This window comes from Actinosynnema sp. NPDC059797, assembly GCF_042732085.1.
Lineage (GTDB): Bacteria > Actinomycetota > Actinomycetes > Mycobacteriales > Pseudonocardiaceae > Actinosynnema.
Map to the genome: position 1 here is coordinate 17,609 of NZ_JBHWIE010000058.1, position 16,213 is coordinate 33,821.

Annotated in this window: 20 protein-coding genes; 7 read left to right on the forward strand and 13 right to left on the reverse strand. The window is 74.9% G+C overall.

Features of this window, described 5'->3' with window-relative positions:
• The first annotated feature begins 71 nt into the window (after positions 1 to 71).
• From ACFV4N_RS16965 to ACFV4N_RS16985, 5 genes are all read left to right on the forward strand, one after another.
• Positions 72 to 686: a TetR family transcriptional regulator gene (locus tag ACFV4N_RS16965; RefSeq protein ID WP_499673467.1), complete on the forward strand. Its 615-nt coding sequence runs from the start codon at positions 72 to 74 to the stop codon at positions 684 to 686.
• A gap of 69 nt (positions 687 to 755) precedes the next feature.
• Positions 756 to 1,751, forward strand: a complete 996-nt coding sequence (ligD, locus tag ACFV4N_RS16970; RefSeq protein WP_499673468.1) for a non-homologous end-joining DNA ligase — start codon at positions 756 to 758, stop codon at positions 1,749 to 1,751.
• Positions 1,752 to 1,950: 199 nt separating this feature from the next.
• Positions 1,951 to 2,205 (forward strand): DUF8847 domain-containing protein, encoded by a 255-nt coding sequence (locus ACFV4N_RS16975; protein ID WP_499673469.1) that lies wholly within the window; start codon positions 1,951 to 1,953, stop codon positions 2,203 to 2,205.
• A 373-nt stretch (positions 2,206 to 2,578) separates the two neighbouring features.
• Positions 2,579 to 5,350: a glycosyl hydrolase gene (locus tag ACFV4N_RS16980; RefSeq protein WP_499673470.1), complete on the forward strand. Its 2,772-nt coding sequence runs from the start codon at positions 2,579 to 2,581 to the stop codon at positions 5,348 to 5,350.
• Between the two features lie 152 nt (positions 5,351 to 5,502).
• Entirely contained in the window at positions 5,503 to 6,201 is a 699-nt protein-coding gene (locus ACFV4N_RS16985; RefSeq protein WP_499673471.1) for a DUF6319 family protein, read from the forward strand.
• Between the two features lie 372 nt (positions 6,202 to 6,573).
• On the opposite strand, the gene ACFV4N_RS16990 is transcribed toward ACFV4N_RS16985, so the two are convergent.
• The gene (locus ACFV4N_RS16990; protein WP_499673472.1) at positions 6,574 to 8,118 is read right to left on the reverse strand and encodes an alpha/beta hydrolase; all 1,545 of its coding nucleotides are present in this window, start codon (positions 8,116 to 8,118) and stop codon (positions 6,574 to 6,576) included.
• 80 nt (positions 8,119 to 8,198) lie between these two features.
• On the opposite strand from ACFV4N_RS16990, the gene ACFV4N_RS16995 reads away from it, so the two are divergent.
• The gene (locus ACFV4N_RS16995; protein ID WP_499673473.1) at positions 8,199 to 9,119 is read left to right on the forward strand and encodes an EamA family transporter; all 921 of its coding nucleotides are present in this window, start codon (positions 8,199 to 8,201) and stop codon (positions 9,117 to 9,119) included.
• A 9-nt stretch (positions 9,120 to 9,128) separates the two neighbouring features.
• Here the strand turns inward: ACFV4N_RS16995 and ACFV4N_RS17000 are convergent, their stop codons facing one another.
• The 12 genes from ACFV4N_RS17000 to ACFV4N_RS17055 all read right to left on the reverse strand — a co-directional run bounded on the left by ACFV4N_RS17000 (position 9,129) and on the right by ACFV4N_RS17055 (position 15,066).
• Positions 9,129 to 9,596: a hypothetical protein gene (locus tag ACFV4N_RS17000; RefSeq protein ID WP_499673474.1), complete on the reverse strand. Its 468-nt coding sequence runs from the start codon at positions 9,594 to 9,596 to the stop codon at positions 9,129 to 9,131.
• A 10-nt stretch (positions 9,597 to 9,606) separates the two neighbouring features.
• Positions 9,607 to 10,680 (reverse strand): ATP-dependent DNA ligase, encoded by a 1,074-nt coding sequence (locus ACFV4N_RS17005; RefSeq protein ID WP_499673475.1) that lies wholly within the window; start codon positions 10,678 to 10,680, stop codon positions 9,607 to 9,609.
• Positions 10,681 to 10,707: 27 nt separating this feature from the next.
• The gene (locus ACFV4N_RS17010) at positions 10,708 to 11,244 is read right to left on the reverse strand and encodes an alkaline shock response membrane anchor protein AmaP (RefSeq protein ID WP_499673476.1); all 537 of its coding nucleotides are present in this window, start codon (positions 11,242 to 11,244) and stop codon (positions 10,708 to 10,710) included.
• Positions 11,241 to 11,771 (reverse strand): DUF6286 domain-containing protein, encoded by a 531-nt coding sequence (locus ACFV4N_RS17015; RefSeq protein WP_499673477.1) that lies wholly within the window; start codon positions 11,769 to 11,771, stop codon positions 11,241 to 11,243. Before ACFV4N_RS17015 ends, ACFV4N_RS17010 begins: the two co-directional genes overlap by 4 nt.
• A gap of 8 nt (positions 11,772 to 11,779) precedes the next feature.
• The gene (locus ACFV4N_RS17020; protein ID WP_499673478.1) at positions 11,780 to 12,058 is read right to left on the reverse strand and encodes an Asp23/Gls24 family envelope stress response protein; all 279 of its coding nucleotides are present in this window, start codon (positions 12,056 to 12,058) and stop codon (positions 11,780 to 11,782) included.
• Positions 12,055 to 12,231: a hypothetical protein gene (locus ACFV4N_RS17025; protein ID WP_499673479.1), complete on the reverse strand. Its 177-nt coding sequence runs from the start codon at positions 12,229 to 12,231 to the stop codon at positions 12,055 to 12,057. Before ACFV4N_RS17025 ends, ACFV4N_RS17020 begins: the two co-directional genes overlap by 4 nt.
• 9 nt (positions 12,232 to 12,240) lie before the next feature.
• On the reverse strand, positions 12,241 to 12,438 hold the full coding sequence (locus ACFV4N_RS17030; RefSeq protein WP_499673480.1) for a hypothetical protein: 198 nt from the start codon (positions 12,436 to 12,438) through the stop codon (positions 12,241 to 12,243).
• Positions 12,435 to 12,683: a hypothetical protein gene (locus ACFV4N_RS17035; RefSeq protein WP_499673481.1), complete on the reverse strand. Its 249-nt coding sequence runs from the start codon at positions 12,681 to 12,683 to the stop codon at positions 12,435 to 12,437. The genes ACFV4N_RS17030 and ACFV4N_RS17035 overlap by 4 nt, the downstream gene beginning before the upstream one ends.
• Positions 12,684 to 12,688: 5 nt before the next feature.
• On the reverse strand, positions 12,689 to 13,138 hold the full coding sequence (locus ACFV4N_RS17040; RefSeq protein WP_499673482.1) for an Asp23/Gls24 family envelope stress response protein: 450 nt from the start codon (positions 13,136 to 13,138) through the stop codon (positions 12,689 to 12,691).
• A gap of 76 nt (positions 13,139 to 13,214) precedes the next feature.
• On the reverse strand, positions 13,215 to 13,718 hold the full coding sequence (locus tag ACFV4N_RS17045) for an anti-sigma factor (RefSeq protein WP_499673483.1): 504 nt from the start codon (positions 13,716 to 13,718) through the stop codon (positions 13,215 to 13,217).
• Complete coding sequence (locus ACFV4N_RS17050) at positions 13,715 to 14,227, reverse strand: sigma-70 family RNA polymerase sigma factor (protein WP_499673485.1); 513 nt, start codon at positions 14,225 to 14,227, stop codon at positions 13,715 to 13,717. The genes ACFV4N_RS17045 and ACFV4N_RS17050 overlap by 4 nt, the downstream gene beginning before the upstream one ends.
• An 80-nt stretch (positions 14,228 to 14,307) precedes the next feature.
• A complete protein-coding gene (locus ACFV4N_RS17055) occupies positions 14,308 to 15,066 on the reverse strand; it encodes a pyrimidine reductase family protein (RefSeq protein ID WP_499673486.1) in 759 nt (252 codons plus the stop codon).
• 39 nt (positions 15,067 to 15,105) lie between these two features.
• Between ACFV4N_RS17055 and zapE the strand changes: the two genes are divergently transcribed.
• Positions 15,106 to 16,113 carry a cell division protein ZapE gene (gene zapE / locus ACFV4N_RS17060; protein ID WP_499673484.1) on the forward strand — a complete coding sequence of 336 codons (1,008 nt, stop codon included), beginning with the start codon at positions 15,106 to 15,108 and terminating at the stop codon, positions 16,111 to 16,113.
• The last annotated feature ends 100 nt before the right edge of the window (positions 16,114 to 16,213 follow it).

A 16,213-nucleotide genomic window follows, 5' to 3' on the forward strand; every position in this document is an offset into this window, starting at 1 on the left:
GCCCTCCTAACCGAACGGTGTTAGGTTATCTAACCTAGGCGTGCACCAGACCCACGGGCAAGGGGAGCGACATGCCGAGGAACCCGATCCTGAGCGCCTCGCGCATCCGGACCGCCGCCCTGCTCATCATCGACCGTGACGGGCTGGACGGCTTGTCGATGCGCAAGCTGGCCGCCGAGCTGGGCGTCCAGGCCGCGTCCCTGTACGGGCACGTGAGCACCAAGGACGACCTGTTGCACGAGGTCGCGGCCGAGATCCTGGAGAAGGTCGACGTGTCCGGCTTCGACGGCGGCGACTGGCGCAGCGGCCTGCGCAGCGCGGCGTGGTCCTACCGGTCGGCGCTGGCGCGGCACCCCAACATCGTCCCGTTCCTCGCCTACGGACCCGCGCACCGGGAGGCGTCCCTGCGGCGCCTCGACGTCGTGCACGGCGGCCTGGTGGCGGCCGGCTGGTCGCGGCGGGAGGCGACCATGATCGCGGCCGGGCTGATGTACCTGGTGTTCGGCGCGGCGCTGAGCACGTTCTCCAGCGGCTTCTCCGAGGACCAGGCCCTCTACCGCGACCGGTACCCGAACCTGGACAAGGCCCACCTGCTGCCGGCCGTGGCCCAGGAGCTGGACCACGACAGCTTCGAGCTGGCGCTGGAGTCGTTCGTCACCGGGCTGGCGTCGCGGGCGCCCCGCTGAGCCGGCGCGCGAGCCCCGCGTGGCGCGTTCACGCCGGTCGCCGGGCCGATCGGGGTTAGGCTCACCCGCGTGGCCCAAGCGGTGGAACTGAGCGTCGGCGAGCGCGTGGTCCGGGTGTCCAACCCGGGCAAGGTCTACTTCCCCGAACGCGGCATCACCAAGCTCCAGGTGGTCGAGTACTACCTGGCCGTGGCCGAACCGCTGTTGCGCGTGCTGCGCGACCGGCCCACCACACTGAAGCGGTACGTCGACGGCGTGACCGGGGAGGCGTTCTACCAGAAGCGGCTGCCCAAGGGCGCGCCCGACTGGGTCGGCACGGCCCGCGTCAGGTTCCCCTCCGGCCGGCCGGCCGACGAGGTGTGCCCGACCGAGCCCGCCGTGCTCGCGTGGGCCGCCAACCTCGGCACGTTCGACTTCCACCCCTGGCCCGTGCGCGCCGCCGACACCGACCGGCCCGACGAGCTGCGCGTCGACCTGGACCCGCAGCCGGGCACGGGTTTCCGGGACGCGGTGGAGGTGGCGCAGGTCCTCAGGGAGGTGCTGGACGAGCTGGGCCTCGTCGGCTACCCGAAGACCTCCGGCGGCCGGGGCGTCCACGTGGCCGTGCGGATCCGGCCCGAGTGGGACTTCGTGGACGTGCGGCACGCGGTGATCGCGCTGGCGCGCGAGGTGGAGCGCCGGGCGCCGGACCGGGCCACCACGTCGTGGTGGAAGGAGGAGCGCGGCGAGCGCGTCTTCCTGGACTACAACCAGGCCGCGCGGGACCGCACCATCGCGTCCGCCTGGTCGGTCCGCGGCACGCCCAGGGCCACGGTGTCGATGCCCGTGACGTGGGACGAGCTGTCCACTGTGGACCCCGACGACTTCGACGTGCTCACCGCGCCGGGACGCCTGGCGGAGCACGGCGACCCGCACGCCGGCCTGGACGACGAGGCGTTCGGCCTGGAGACCCTGCTGGACTGGTACGCCAACGACGAACGCGGCGAGATGCCCTACCCCCCCGACTACCCGAAGATGCCCGGCGAGCCGCCGCGCGTGCAGCCGTCGCGCAAGCGGGCGGAGTGACGGTCCCCCGAGCGGGTGAGATACGCGACCTGCCCCCCGGGTCACCGGTGCACCGGGGGCAGGTCGCCTGATCCGCCGACACCCCCGGCGACCTGCCCGGACACTGGTACGTCCGGCTGTTTCCGACAGCGGATCGGCCCTGTTCCGACTGGTCCGCCCGTACCATGGACGGGACTGTCGGAGAGAGGGAGGCACACCGATGACGCAGGCGTACGTGGTGCGGTTCGTCGGCGGACCCCTCGACGGCCGGGTCGACTCGCGCGCCAAGCCACCGGTCGCGCCGCAGCAGACCGTCACCCACGTGCACCTCCACGGCGGTCCCAAGATCGTCCACCACTACGACCTGGAGTACGCCGTCGAGTACGGCTGCGAGTACCGCCTCCGGGTCGGCGAAGACGCCGAAGACGCCGAAGACGCCGAAGACGCCGACGCCCCCGCCGACGACGCGTCCTGACGGGACGGCGCGCGGCAGGGCGAGACGGGGCAGGGCGAGGCGGCAGGCGCCGGACACGGCGCAGGGGCAAGAGCCGGCGGCGCCGGGCGGCACCGGGCACGGCGAAGCGGCACCGGGCGGCGAGGGCCGGTGCCAGGCGGCTCGGGTTGGCGCGAGGCAGTGCGGTCCGCCACCGGGCGGCGCGGGTCGGCCCAGCGGCGACGGCGCGGGTCGGCGCACGGGCGGCGACCCGGAACGGCGCAGGGCGGGGCTTGACACCGCAAGTCGCCGCCAACCGTAGACAGGCGGCACCTGGGCGTTTACCGTTTGCCGGTGTGAGAGCGCTCTCACACCCTTCCGCTCACAGAGCTGTGAGTCCCTGCTGGAGGTTCCCGTGCGTTCGATCCGCCCACACCTGGCGGCTCTGACGGCCGCCGTGGCCGTGGCCGCCGTCATCCCCCTCGCCCTGCCCGGCACGGCCGGCGCCGTCACCGTCGGTTCCGGCAGCTACGCCACGTCCCGGCCGGCGGGCGCCACCGGCCCGACCAACTCCGACGGCGCGGCCGTCTCCCCGAAGGTCACCTCGCGGGTGGCCGGCCGACCGGTCCCGACCAACGACTGGTGGTCCTCGCTGGCCTTCCAGCGCTACGCGGGCAACCCCTACTCCGAGAACATGTACGCCCACCCGCTGACGTTCCACGCGGCGGCGCAGGGCCTGGGCGTCGGCTACCCGACCAGCCCGGTCATCACCCCCGACGGCCGCGGCTACGAGTTCATGCACCGGGACGAGCTGTTCATCGGCGTCAGCGGCCTCAACGCGCCGCGCACGCAGGTGGACGGCTGGTCCGACTGGACCGTCACTCCACTGTGGACCGACGGCACCCGCACCCTGCGCACCACCATCGGCCACGGCTCGCCGTACGTCTACGCGGAGGCCACCGGCGGCAACGCCCGGGTCGGCTTCAACGGCTCCACCACGATCTGGAGCAACACCGGCACCACCCTCGGCGTCACCGTCAACGGCCACGACTACGCCCTGTTCTCCCCGGCGAACTGGTCGGTCACCGGCACCGCCGAGGCCACCTCGCCCGCGTCGTTCTTCTCCGTCGCCGTGCTGCCGAGCCGGGACGCGCTGAGCCTGTTCCAGCGCTACGCGTTCTCCTTCGTCACCGACACCAGGGTCAGCTGGTCCTACAACTCCGCGAACGCCCAGCTCACCGCCACCTACACGGCCACGACGACCGCCCGCCAGGGCACCCAGACCGGCACCCTCCAGGCCCTCTACCGGCACCAGTGGCTCAACTCCGCCGACTCCACCACCGCCTACCGCTACACCTCGCCGCGCGGTGAGATGCGGCTGCGCGAGGGCGCCTCGTTCACCACGCGCAGCGCGTTCAACGGCGTCCTGCCGGCCCTCCCGCTGTCGCCGGCGGCCGACAAGAACCGCCTGCGCTCGGAGATCGACCAGGAGCTGAACGCCGCCGACCCGTGGAAGGGCGCGTCCGACACCTACTGGACCGGCAAGGCGCTGTGGCGCCTGGCCGCGCTGGTGCCGGTGGCCAACCAGATCGGCTACACCGCCGGGCGCGACCGGCTGCTGACCCTGGTCCGCGACCGGCTCGCCGACTGGCTCACCGCGTCCTCCGGCGAGAGCGGGCGGCACTTCGCCTACGACGCCACGTGGGGCACGCTGATCGGCTACCCCGCCGGCTACGGCACCGACGCCGAGCTGAACGACCACCACTTCCACTACGGCTACTACGCGCTGGCCGCCGCGATCGTCGCGCAGCACGACGCGGCGTGGGCGGGCGACGCCCGCTACGGCGGCATGGTCAAGCTGATCCTCAAGGACGCCAACAACCACGACCGGTCCGAGTCGCGCTTCCCGTTCCTGCGCAACTTCGACGCCTACGCGGGCCACGGCTGGGCGTCCGGCCACGCGGGCTTCGCGCACGGCAACAACGAGGAGTCCTCGTCCGAGGCGATGATGTACGCCACCGCGGCCGTGCTGTTCGGGCAGGCCACCGGTGACACCGCGCTGCGCGACGCGGGCATCTACCTGCACACCACGCAGGAGACCGCGATCGGCCAGTACTGGTTCGACAAGGACAACGCGGTCTTCCCCGCGTCCTACGGCCACGACACCCTCGGCATCGTCTGGGGCGCGGGCGGCAGCTACAGCACGTGGTGGACGGCCAACCCCGAGGAGATCCACGGCATCAACATGCTGCCGATCACGGGCGGCTCGCTCTACCACGCCGACTACAAGGCCGACATCCTCCAGAACATCAACGAGCTGCGCGCCAACAACGGCGGCACCGAGGTCGAGTGGAAGGACGTCATCACCCAGTTCCTCGCGCTGGCCGACCCGGCGCAGGCGCTGACCCAGTACGGCAACGGCCTGGAGCCGGAGAGCGGCGACTCCCGCGCCCACGCGCACCACTGGCTGACCTCGCTGAACACCTTCGGCACGCCCGACACCTCGGTCACCGCGAACGTGCCCACGCACGCCGTGCTGAGCAAGAACGGCGCCCGCACCTACGTCGCCTACAACCCGGGCACGGCGGCGACCACGGTCACCTTCTCCGACGGGCAGTCGCTGACCGTGCCCGCGTCGTCCACCGCGTGGCGCGGCCCGGCGGGCAGCGGCACGGACACCGGCTCGGGCGGCGTCGTCCCCACCTCCACGACGACCACCACCAGCACCACGACCACCACGACCACGACCACCACGACCACCGCGCCGCCCGTGAGCCGGGACGCGTTCGGCACCATCCAGGCCGAGTCCTACGACCAGCACCGCGGCCTGCTGCGCGAGGCGACCTCGGACACCGGCGGCGGCGAGAACATCGCCGGCATCGCCAACGGCGACTGGGCGCTGTACCGGGGCGTCGACTTCGGCTCCCGCACCGGCAGGCAGTTCACCGCACGGGTCGCCAGCGGCGCGGCGGGCGGCGTGAGCGGCCTGGTCGAGGTCCGCGTCGGCAGCCCGACGGCCACGCCGGTCGGCAGCTTCTCCGTCGCCAACACCGGCGGCTGGCAGAGCTGGCGCACCGTCCCGGCGAACATCTCCGGGCTGACCGGCCGCCACGACGTCTACCTGACGTTCACCAGCGGCCAGCCCGCGGACTTCGTCAACGTCAACTGGATCGGCTTCGGCTCCTGAGCCGAGGCCCCGGCGAGGGGTCCCGTGTGGACGACGAGGTCCGCGCGGGGCCCCTCGCCCGTTCCGGGGTTCGGCACCGACCTCCGCCGCTGTCGGTGCCATAGGGCACACTTCACGACCGAACACATGTGCGAGTCGTGGAGGTGGCCGAGATGGCGAAGGCGAAGCCGAACTCCTTGTCCCCCGAGGACATCGAGCACTTGCGCGCGGAGTTGGCCGCGGGCCGGCCGCCCGCGGTCTGGTTCACCTCCGCGGCGGTCGGCGTGGAGGCGGGCCGGTCGGGGAAGGTGATGGCGTTCACCGAGCCCGAGGAGGGCGACTTCATCCAGGTGCGGCCGACGGGGGACAAGGACGACCTGTCGTTCTCGCCCGGCGAGCTGACCGTGGAGAAGCCCGCGCCGCGCAAGCGCGCGCCCGCCGCGCCCGCCGCGCCCGCCGCGCCGAAGGAACCGGAGCCGGCGTCCGCGCCGCCGGTCGAGCACATCTACACGCCCGCGCCGCCGCCCGCCAAGCCGAAGCCCGCGCCGGCGCCCGCCCCGACGAGGCCCGCGCCCGCCGCGAAGCCGACGGGCGCGCGCAAGGCCAAGCCCGCCGAGGTGACGGTGACGCTGGTGTCCACCGCCGAGGGCGAGTGGACGGTGGACGTGCAGTGGGGCTCGAAGCGGACGCTGAAGGCGGCGCCGGTGGCGGCGTCGGCGGTGGCGCAGGCGGCGAAGCTGCTGCCGCCCGAGGTGGACGAGGCGGTGGAGAGCGTGCTCACGGCCGCGCGGGAACGGCACCTCGCGCGCGTCGAGCAGTTGCGCGCGGAACTGGAGGCGGCCCAGCGGGCGCTGGACGACCTGACCGGCTGACCGGCTGACCGGCTGACGGGAGGCGGACACGCAGTGCGACGAGTCGCTGGTCGGCGTTCCGCGATCGGGTGAGGGGACTTCCCACGCCCAGCGGTAGAGCGGACCGCGAGGCGGACATACCTTCGGTCGCGGAACATCCGCCCGATCACGGGAGGTCGCCATGGTGGAGGTCACGACTCCGGAGCAGGCCGGGCTCGGCGGGTGCAGCTGCTGCACCGGGTGCACGGGTCCGGGCTGCGGGTGCTGTTCGAGCTGTTAGCCGGCTCGCGGACCGCTCTGCCCCGGCCGCTCGGCGACCGGGGCTCGGGCGCGGGAACGCCGCCTTGGTGACAAGGAGCCACCGCCTCGATGCCAGGGACCACCGTCCCGCCATCAGGGCGGGCAGACCGTCCCCGAGGTCGGCACCACGGCGTTGACCAGGAACTCCCGGGCCGCCGCCGTCGCGCAGGCCGACTGGCCCAGGGCGCCGTGCCCGCTGCCCTGCCACCCGACCACGATCCCCGCCGGCAGCGCCTGGGCCGCCCGCTCGGCCCCCGCCGCCGGCGTCACCGGGTCGGCGGCCGTGGTCAGGACCAGCACCGGCGGCGCGCCCGTCAGCTTCGGCACGTCCACCTTCTGCGGCACCGGGAACGGACCGCAGGTCAGCAGCTTGCGCGCGAAGTAGGCCCCGAACAGCGGGTGCTTGCCCCGCCAGTCCTCCGCCAGGCTGTTCACCCGCTCCGGCGGGATCCGGGTCGTGGTGTCGTTGCACGCGGTGATGATCCCGGCGTCCAGCCACGGCGGGCTGTCATCGTGGTCGAGCAGCAGCGGTTCGACGAAGGCGCTCAGCGCGCTCCCGTCCCCGCCCTCCGCCGCGACCAGCGCGTCCGCCAGCGCCGGCCAGCGCGACCGGTCCGCCAACCCCGCCAGCACCGCCGCCGTGGCCGTGCCCGGGGTCACGTCGACGTCGGCGCCGCGCAGCGGCTCGTCCCGCAGCGACTCCAGCAGCGCCGCGAACCGGTCCTCCGCGTCCGCGCCCAGCGGGCACCCGCGCAGCGCGCAGTCCCGCCCGAACGCGGCGAACGCCTCCCCGGCCGCCACCGCCCGCGCCTCGGCCACGCCCTGCGCGTCCAGCGTCGGGTCCGGCGCGCCGTCGAACACCAGCCGGCCGATGCGGTCCGGGTACCGGCTCGCGTACAGCGTGAGCACCTTCGAGCCCTCGCCGACGCCGATGGCGTTGAGGTGCGGCACGCCCAGCGCCTCGCGCAACTGCTCCAGGTCGGACGACGCGCGCCAGGAGTCGACCGCGGGCAGCCGGTTCTCCAGGTCGATCACGCACTCCTGGCTCGCCCTGGTCAGGGCGTCCTGGAGGTCCTCGGAACCCGACTCGCCCGGGTCGGCCTCCACGATGGCCTCCCGCGACGAGTCCGGCACGCACTGCACGCCGTCCGAGCGGCCCGTGCCCCGCCGGTCCACGCCGATCAGGGTGTAGGTGCTCAGCACCTCCGCGGGCAGCGACGCCGCCAGCCGCGCCGCCTTCAGCGTGCCCGGCTCGCCCTCGGCGTCGCCGACCACCACCAGCGGGCTGCCGCCGGTGCCCACGCGCAGCAGCGCCAGCGTCAGGCTGCCGCGGCCGGGCCTGCTCGGCAGGTCCAGCCGCACGGTCAGCCGGGCGCACTCGTACTCCTGCCCGCCCGCCGGCGCGGTGCCGCCCATCCTCTCCCGGGTCGACTCGGTGCACGAGGACCAGGACTGGGCGTCGCGGTCGTGGTTCGCCAGCGGCGGGACCTCGCGCGGGCCGGCGGGCACCACGACCGGCGGCGTCTCCCCGCCGTCGCCGCGCACGGCGATCACCGGGCGGGTCGACGGCCCCGCGCTGCACGCGGCCAGCGCGGTCAGTCCCACCAGGATCAGGGCGACGTGACGCCGACGCGGCACAGCAGGTCCTCGCTCTCTCCCAACAGCGTGGGCAAAGCCTCACACAATTCAGGTGAGGCCCCGGTGAGCGGGCTGCGAGGATGGGCGACGTGGTCATGGCGCACGTCGGGGACACCCCCGAACGCAGTTACCCCCGCTCGGGACCGGCCGGCTTCGCGGCCAGGGTGTTCGGCGCTATCCCGCCGCCCGCGCTGGTGCTGCTCGGCGTGGTCAGCGTCCAGATCGGCGCGGCCGTGGCCAAGCAGCTGTTCACCCTGGCGGGTGCCATGGGCACGGTCACGCTGCGGCTCGTGCTGGCCGCGCTGGTGCTGCTGGTGGTGTGGCGGCCGTCGCTGCGGCTGGACAAGCGGACGTGGCTGGTCATCGGCTCGTTCGGCCTGGTGCTCGGCGGCATGAACCTGTGCTTCTACCAGGCGATCAAGCACATCCCGCTGGGCGCGGCGGTCACCCTGGAGTTCCTGGGCCCGCTGGCGGTGGCCGTGTTCGGCTCGCGCCGCTGGCTGGACGGCCTGTGGGCGCTGCTCGCGGCGGGCGGCGTGCTGCTGCTGACCAGGGTGGACGGTGGCCTGGACCCGGCCGGCGTGCTGTTCGCGCTGGCCGCGGGCGCCTGCTGGGCCGGGTACATCCTGCTGGGCGCGGCGCTGGGCAGCCGCACCTCCGACGGCAAGGGCCTGGCGCTGGCGATGGTGTTCGGCGCGGCGCTGGCGCTGCCGTTCGGCGTGGCCGAGGCGGGCACGGCGCTGCTCGACCCGGTGGTGCTGGTGGCGGGCGCGGCGGTGGCGCTGCTGTCGTCGGTGGTCCCGTACTCGCTGGAGCTGGAGGCGCTGCGCAGCATCCCGCCGCGCGTGTTCGGCATCCTGATGAGCCTGGAACCCGCGGTCGCCGCGCTGGCCGGGCTGGTGGTGCTGCACGAGGCGCTGCACCCCGCGCAGTGGGCGGCGGTGTTCTGCGTGGTGCTGGCGTCCATCGGGGCGACGCGGACGGCCCGGCCGGAGGCGTAGCGGGGGGTTTCAGCCCTGCCCCGAGGCGGGCTTCCCCTCCTGGGGCTCCTTGGGCTCCTCCGCGCCCAGCTTGCCGTCGAGCAGCTCGCCGCCGCGCTGCTCGAACTCGGCGGCGTAGGCGGCGGAGTACTTCCGGTAGAGCGCGAGCCGGTCGCCGCCCGCCGCGACCTCGGCCCGGAACTCGTCGTGCAGCAGGCGCATGGTGTTGACGTCGCTGCGCCGCCGGCGGCTGTGCAGGTAGGGCTTGAACGTCACGTTCAGCCCGCCCACCACGGCCGCCGCGAGCAGCAGCACCTTGCCCAGCGCGGTCTCCGACGAGGTGAAGCCGACCGCGAGCACGGCGGGCACCAGGATCGTCACGACCGTGTAAACCATGCCGGTCGTGCGGTGCACGTTCCGCCACAGCATCAGCCGGCGGCAGTCCCGCCGCATCCGCTCGTCCAGTTCACCGATGAGCGCGTCCACGTCCCCCACCACGACCGGGAGACTACGCGGGTCGCACCTCTCCGCGCAGGACCGACTCCACGTCGTAACGGGCGGGTTGGTCGAGCTGGTCGTAGCGGCACGACGAGGGCTCCCGGTCGGGCCGCCACCGCCGGAACTGGCCGTTGTGCCGCAGCCGGGCGGGCGCGGCGCCCTCGGTCTGCGCGTAGGAGATCTCCAGCACCCGCTCGGGCCGCAGCGGCACCCACTCCGCCTGCTTGCCGCGCCACCGGTTGACCTCGCCGGGCAGCCGGCGGCCGTCCGGCTCGACCAGCCACGGGTGGTCGCCGTCGGTGACCAGGGCGGCCAGCTCGGCGGCCAGCGCCCGCCGCTCGGCGGCCTTGAACGACCCGACCACGCCCACGTGGTGCAGCACGCCGCGGTCGTCGTGCAGGCCCAGCAGCAGCGAGCCGACCGCGGTGCCCGGCTCGGTGTCCTTGTGCCAGCGCAGGCCCGCGACCACGCACTCGGCGGTGCGGGCGTGCTTGACCTTGATCATGGTGCGCTTGCCGGGCGAGTACGGCGCGGCGGCGGGCTTGCCGACCACCCCGTCCAGGCCCGCGCCCTCGAACAGCTCGAACCACTGCCCGGCGACCGCCGCGTCCGCGGTGGAGGGCGTCAGGTAGAGCGAGTCGCCGGGCGTGACCAGGGCCTCCAGCTCCGCGCGCCGCTCCGCGCACGGCTCGTCCAGCAGCACCCGGTCGCCCAGCGCGAGCAGGTCGAACGCCACGAAGCTCGCGGGGTGCTGCTCGGACAGCAGCGCGATGCGGCTCGCCGCCGGGTGGATGCGGTCGGTCAGCGCGTCGAAGTCCAGCCGGTCGCCCTTGGCCACGACCAGCTCGCCGTCCACCACGACCCGCGGCGGCAGGGTGCGCCGCAGCGCGGCCTCCGCCTCCGGGAAGTAGCGGTTGAGCGGCTTGCCGCTGCGCGACTGGAGGACCACCTCGTCGCCGTCGCGGAACACCACGCACCGGTAGCCGTCCCACTTGGGCTCGAACAGCAGGTCGCCGCCGGTGGGGATGGCGTCGACGGCGGTGGCCAGCATGGGTTGCAGGGGAGGGTTCAGCGGGAGCGCCACGCCGGCCATCCTGCCCGCCCGGCCGCCTCAGCGCACGCGTTCGCCCTCCTTGCCGCCCAGCTCCAGGCGCACGGCGGCGGGCAGCGAGGTCACGCCCAGCGCCCGGCGGGCCCGCGCCAGCACCCGGTCGTCCAGCTCCCGCCACACCGCGCGGACGTCCGCGCCGCGCCGCAGCGTCAGCCGCAACCGCAGGGCGGGCGTGCCGACGACCCACACCTTCGCCCCGGCCACCCCGCCGACCTGCTCGGCGTCCGCCCGCACCGCCGCCGCCAGCGCCTTGGCCGTGATCACCAGCCGCTCGTCGACCACCAGGTCGGGGTGGGCCTCGGGCCGCGCCGCCCGCCACGCCCAGCGCAGGCCCAGGAACGCCGCGAGCAGCCCCAGCACGACCAGGCCGGCCCGCGTCGGCGCCGGGTGGCGGCCGACCCAGTCGAGCACGGCCGGGTCCAGCACCGGCCGGTCGACCCGCCAGTAGTGCAGGGCGAGCGCGCCCGCGCCCGCGAGCAGCGCGAGCAGCCCGACCACCGTCGCCATGACCCGCTCGGTGCGGTTGGCGCGGTTCACCGGGCCGCCCCGGGCCGGTCCTTGGGAGAGAGGACCACCACCGACACCTTCGGCCGGACCGGCAGCGGCAGGTCCTCGACCGCCGACCGCGCCGCCTCCAGCAGCCGGGGCCGCAGCGACGCCTCGTCGTGGACGCGGCTCGTGGCGCGCACCCGCACCCGGCGGCGCGACGCCGTCACCGACGCGCCGGACACGCCCTCCTCGGCCCGCACCCGCTGCCCGACCAGCCTGGCCAGCGACGACGGCGTGGTCACCACCCGCACGTCGTCGGCCGGCGCGTCCAGCGGCACCTCCGGGTTCCGCGCCGCCGACGCCAGGACCAGCAGCACCAGCCCGCCGGCCGCCACCGCCGCGCCGACCAGCGCCACCGGCCGGTCGGTCCACGCCCAGCCCGCCACCGACACGTCGGTCAGCGCGCCGCGCCCGGACCACCGCCACAGCACCTCTGCCACCAGCAGCAGCCCGGCGGCGGCCAGCGCCGGCCCCAGCAGCGTCGACAGCACCCGCAGCAGCCCTCGCAGCACCACCCGCGCCGTCACCTCGCCCGCGCCCGCAGCTCCGCCACCACCACCGCCACCGACCGGACGCGGTAGCCGGTGATCCGCCGGACCTCCTCCTCGACGCTGCGCCGCACCTCGGCCACCGCCTCCCGGACCGGCGCGGGCCAGGGCAGCGCCACCCGGACCGCCACGGCCACGTCGTCCTCCGCGCCGTCCACCTTCACCGCCGACGGTGTCGCGCCGGGCACCAGGCCCACCGCGTGCGCGGCCACCTTCCGCACCACGGACGGGTGGATCTCGAGGGTGCCGTTCACCGGTCGCGCCCCCGCCCGAGCAGGTCGCCCAGGTCGAGCCGCCCGTCCAGCACGCGGCCCGTGACCAGCCCGATCACCCCCACCGCCAGGGTCACCAGGAAGGCGGTGAACCCGCTCGTCGCGGCCAGGCCCAGCACCAGGCCCGCCAGCAACCCGATCTGCGTCGCGCTCATCAAGCCCTCCTAGGTCAGGTCCCGCCGGGGCTTCCGGCGCAGTCGGCGCCACCACGGCCGGCGCTCCACCACCACCGGCGCGTCCCAGCGCTCGTCCAGCTCCTCGCGCAACGCCGCCAGGCCGAGGGCGAACGCCTCGGGGTCGCCTCCCACGTCCGGGTGGTTGGCCCGCACGAACGCGCGGAACTCCGCGCTCCGGCGCCTCACGCGTCCACCAGGTCGGCCACCACGATGTCCACCGGCACGGGCCCGGCCACCGCGCCGACCCGCGCCCGCAGCTCGGCGACCACGTCGGGGATCGGCCGCCCGAGCCGCAGCACCACCGCGACGCCCACGCGCTCCGCCACCCGGACGCCGACCACGCGCCGCCCCGGCAGGTAGGAGGTGAAGGCGTCGTCGAGCCGCACGACGGCCGGGTGCGCGAGCACCGCCGCCTCCACGTCCTCGGACACGTCCGTCACTCGACCCGGCCCTGGGCGGGGGCCCGGTCGTCGTTGTCGTCCTCGGGCAGGTGGATGTCGTTGACCGCGATGTTGACCTCGATGACCTCCAGGCCGGTGATCCGCTCGACCGCGGTGATCACGTTGCGCCGCACGGCCCGCGCCAGGTCGACGATGCCCGCGCCGTACTCGACCACGATGTCCAGGTCGATCGCGGCCTGCTTCTCGCCGACCTCGACCGCGACGCCCGCGGTGTTCGCGACGCCCGCGCCGGGGATGCGCTCGCGCAGCGCGCCGAACGCGCGGGACACGCCGCCGCCGAGGGCGTGCACGCCGGAGATCTCCCGCGCCGCGATGCCCGCGACCTTCTGCACGACCGACGACGCGATGGTGGTCCTGCCCTGCGAGGTGTCGTCGGCCAGGCGGGCGGGGACGTTGCCCTCCGGCTTGGCGGTGCTCTGAGACATGGCGGTCCCTTCCGTGTCGTTGTGCGCACGTTCGGATGCGGACCGTCACCGGATCATGTCGGCAATGTGATGCAGGTCACTCTATGTCAATGAGGTGGACGTCCACCACGGGCGCCGCCGGACCCAGTCGCGTCGCCAGCTCCCCGGCCAGCCGCGCCCGCAGCGCGTCCGCCGCCTCCACCGCGGCCGTGCCGTACCGGGCGGCCACCAGCACCTGGAGCCTGCCGTCCTCCACCGCCGCGCCGCGCACCCGCAGGTCGAAGCCCCCCGCGAGGTCGGCGGCGAGCCGCCGAGACACCGCGAGCACCACCTGCCCGGACACGGTCAGCCGACCGCCCTCCTGGTCCAGCACCACCGGCGGCCCGCCGCGCACCGCGCCCAGCACCCGGTCCACCAGGCCGGGCGGCGTCGGCACCGGCGTCACGGCGGCCCGGCGCACCAGCCGCCACCGCTCGCGCAGGGCGTCCGCCTCGACGGCGCAGAACGGGCACCCGGCCGCGTGCTCGGCCAGCTCGTCGTCGCCCTCGGTGACCAGGCGCACCAGGTCGGCCTCGGCGCGACCGCACGGGAGCGCGCTCACCGCGGGTCCCCCAGCTTCCCCATGAGCGCCACCCTCGCCCGGTGCAGCCGCGAGCGCAAGGCCGGCACCGGGATGCCCAGCACCTCGGCCACCTCCTCGTAGCTCAGCCCCTCCAGCTCGCGCAGCACCAGCGGCACCCGCTGCGTGGGCTCCAGGGCCGCGACCGCGCGCAGCACCACGTCGGTGACCTCGTTGCGCAGCACGGACACCTCGGGCCCGCCGTCCGCCCGGGGCTCCGGCGCGGCCTCCAGCGGCACGGTCGGCCGCGACCGGCGCAGGTGGGCCAGCGCGGCGTTGGTCACCACCCGGTACAGCCACGTCGACGCGGCCGCGTCACCCCGGAACCGCGGCAGCGCCCGCCACGCCGAGATCCACGCGTCCTGCACCACGTCCTCGGCCTCGACCGGGTCGGCCACGACCCGCAGCGCCACCCGGTACATGCGCCCGGTGTGCCGGCGGACCAGCTCGTCGAAGGCCGCCGGGTCGCCGCCCACGGCCGCCGCGAGCAGCGACCGGTCCTCCTCTTCTTCCTCGGGCCAACCGCCCGCGCCGCCCCCGGGTGCGGCGTCGGGCTCGTCGGGCTCCGGTGTCACGCGCCCGCCCGGCGGTACCGCAGCAGCAGGGCGCCGTCGGCGTGCAGCACCGACGCCAGCTCCAGGCGCCGGGGCACCTCCGGGCCGGTCGCGATCCGACCCGCGCCCCCGGCCACCAGCAGCGGCGAGACCGTCACGCACAGCACGTCCACCAGGTCGTCCGCGACCAGCGAGCCGAACAGCGCGGGCCCGCCCTCGCAGTCGACCCGCCGCAGCCCGCGCTCGTCCAGCGCCGCCAGCGCCGCGCGGAGGTCCACCTCGCCATCACCGGCCACCACCACGTCCGCGCCCGCCTCGACCAGCGCCCGCCGCCTGCCCTCGGGCGCCGCGGCCGTCGTGATGACGATCGGCGGGACCAGCGTGCCGTTCAGCAGCGGGGAGGTGGGCTCGACCGAGCACCGCGCGGTCACCACGGCGATCGGCGGCACGGGCGCCAGCCCCAGCCGGGCCCTCCGCTCGGCGCGGACCTCGCCCACCTTGACCCCCTGGTAGCCCTCCGCCGCCGCCGTGCCGTGCCCGACCAGGACCACGTCGCACAGGTCGCGGCCGAGCCCGAAGACCTTCTTGTCCGCGGCGTTGCCCAGCCCGGCGGACCGGCCGCCCACCGCCACCGCACCGTCCACGCTGGACACGAAGTTCACCTGCACCCAGGGCCGGTCGAGCCCGTCCGGGTAGTCGTAGAGCCGTTCCAGCTCCTCGTCGGTGATCTCGTCGACCTCGTCGGGGAACCCGCCGGCACGTGGTGGCCACAACATCCGCACGACCACATCCCAGCACGCCATTAGGCTTCGGGCATGTCCGCCACGCGCCTGTCCGACCGAACCCCGCACGTCGAGGCGGACGAGCTGGTCGCGGCGATGGTCCCGCCGCCGAGGTTCGACGGGGTCCGCTTCGACACCTACGTGCCCAACCCCGACGAGCCGAGCCAGGCGGAGGCCGTGGCGGCGTGCCGGGGGTTCGCCGAGCGGGTCTCCGAGGGCGGCCGCAAGGGCTGGCTGGACTCGCTGTTCAAGCGCTCGCCCCGGGTCGACGGCAAGCCGGGCCTCTACCTGGACGGCGGCTTCGGCGTCGGCAAGACCCACCTGCTGGCCTCGATCTGGCACGCCGTGCCGGGGCCGAAGTCCTACGGCACGTTCGTGGAGCTGACCAACCTGGTCGGCGCGCTGGGCTTCGCCGAGACCGTGCGGCGGCTGTCCGGGCACCGCCTGCTCGCCATCGACGAGTTCGAGCTGGACGACCCCGGCGACACCATGCTGGTCACCCGCCTGGTCAAGGAGCTGACCGCGGCGGGCGTCTCGGTCGCGGCGACGTCCAACACGCTGCCGGACAAGCTGGGGGAGGGACGCTTCGCCGCCGCCGACTTCCTCCGCGAGATCCAGTCGATGTCGGCCCGGTTCGGGGTCGTCCGGGTCGACGGCCCCGACTACCGCCACCGCGGCCTGCCGGACGCCCCGCCGCCGATGACCGACGAGGACCTGCGCGCCAAGGCCGAGAGCACGCCCGGCAGCACCCTCGACGACTTCACCGACCTCTGCCGCGCCCTGGCCCGGCTCCACCCGGCCGGCTACGGCCGGCTGGTCGACGGCGTCACCGCGGTCCACCTCAGCGGCGTCCACCCGGCCCCCGACCAGTCGGTGGCCCTGCGCCTGGTCGCCCTGGGCGACCGCCTCTACGACCGCGACATCCCGGTCGCCGTCTCCGGCGCCCCCCTCTCGGACCTCTTCACCGCCGAGATGCTGGCCGGCGGCTACCGCAAGAAGTACCTGCGCGCCATCTCCCGCCTGGTGGCCCTCTCCCGCTGACCCCGAACGCGCCACACAACCCCCCCCCCCCCAACAAACGCCCGCCCACGACAAACGCCGCCCCCGACAAGTAACTCAACGACATCCCGGTGGGACCTTA

Bases quoted from the DNA above. Each gene is read 5' to 3' on its own strand.
- ACFV4N_RS16965 (WP_499673467.1), top strand. From the start codon at position 72: ATGCCGAGGAACCCGATCCTGAGCGCCTCGCGCATCCGGACCGCCGCC.
- ACFV4N_RS16975 (WP_499673469.1), top strand. From the start codon at position 1,951: ATGACGCAGGCGTACGTGGTGCGGTTCGTCGGCGGACCCCTCGACGGC.
- ACFV4N_RS16985 (WP_499673471.1), top strand. From the start codon at position 5,503: ATGGCGAAGGCGAAGCCGAACTCCTTGTCCCCCGAGGACATCGAGCAC.
- ACFV4N_RS16995 (WP_499673473.1), top strand. From the start codon at position 8,199: ATGGGCGACGTGGTCATGGCGCACGTCGGGGACACCCCCGAACGCAGT.
- ACFV4N_RS17025 (WP_499673479.1), bottom strand. From the start codon at position 12,231: ATGAGCGCGACGCAGATCGGGTTGCTGGCGGGCCTGGTGCTGGGCCTG.
- ACFV4N_RS17040 (WP_499673482.1), bottom strand. From the start codon at position 13,138: ATGTCTCAGAGCACCGCCAAGCCGGAGGGCAACGTCCCCGCCCGCCTG.
- ACFV4N_RS17055 (WP_499673486.1), bottom strand. From the start codon at position 15,066: ATGTTGTGGCCACCACGTGCCGGCGGGTTCCCCGACGAGGTCGACGAG.
- zapE (WP_499673484.1), top strand. From the start codon at position 15,106: ATGTCCGCCACGCGCCTGTCCGACCGAACCCCGCACGTCGAGGCGGAC.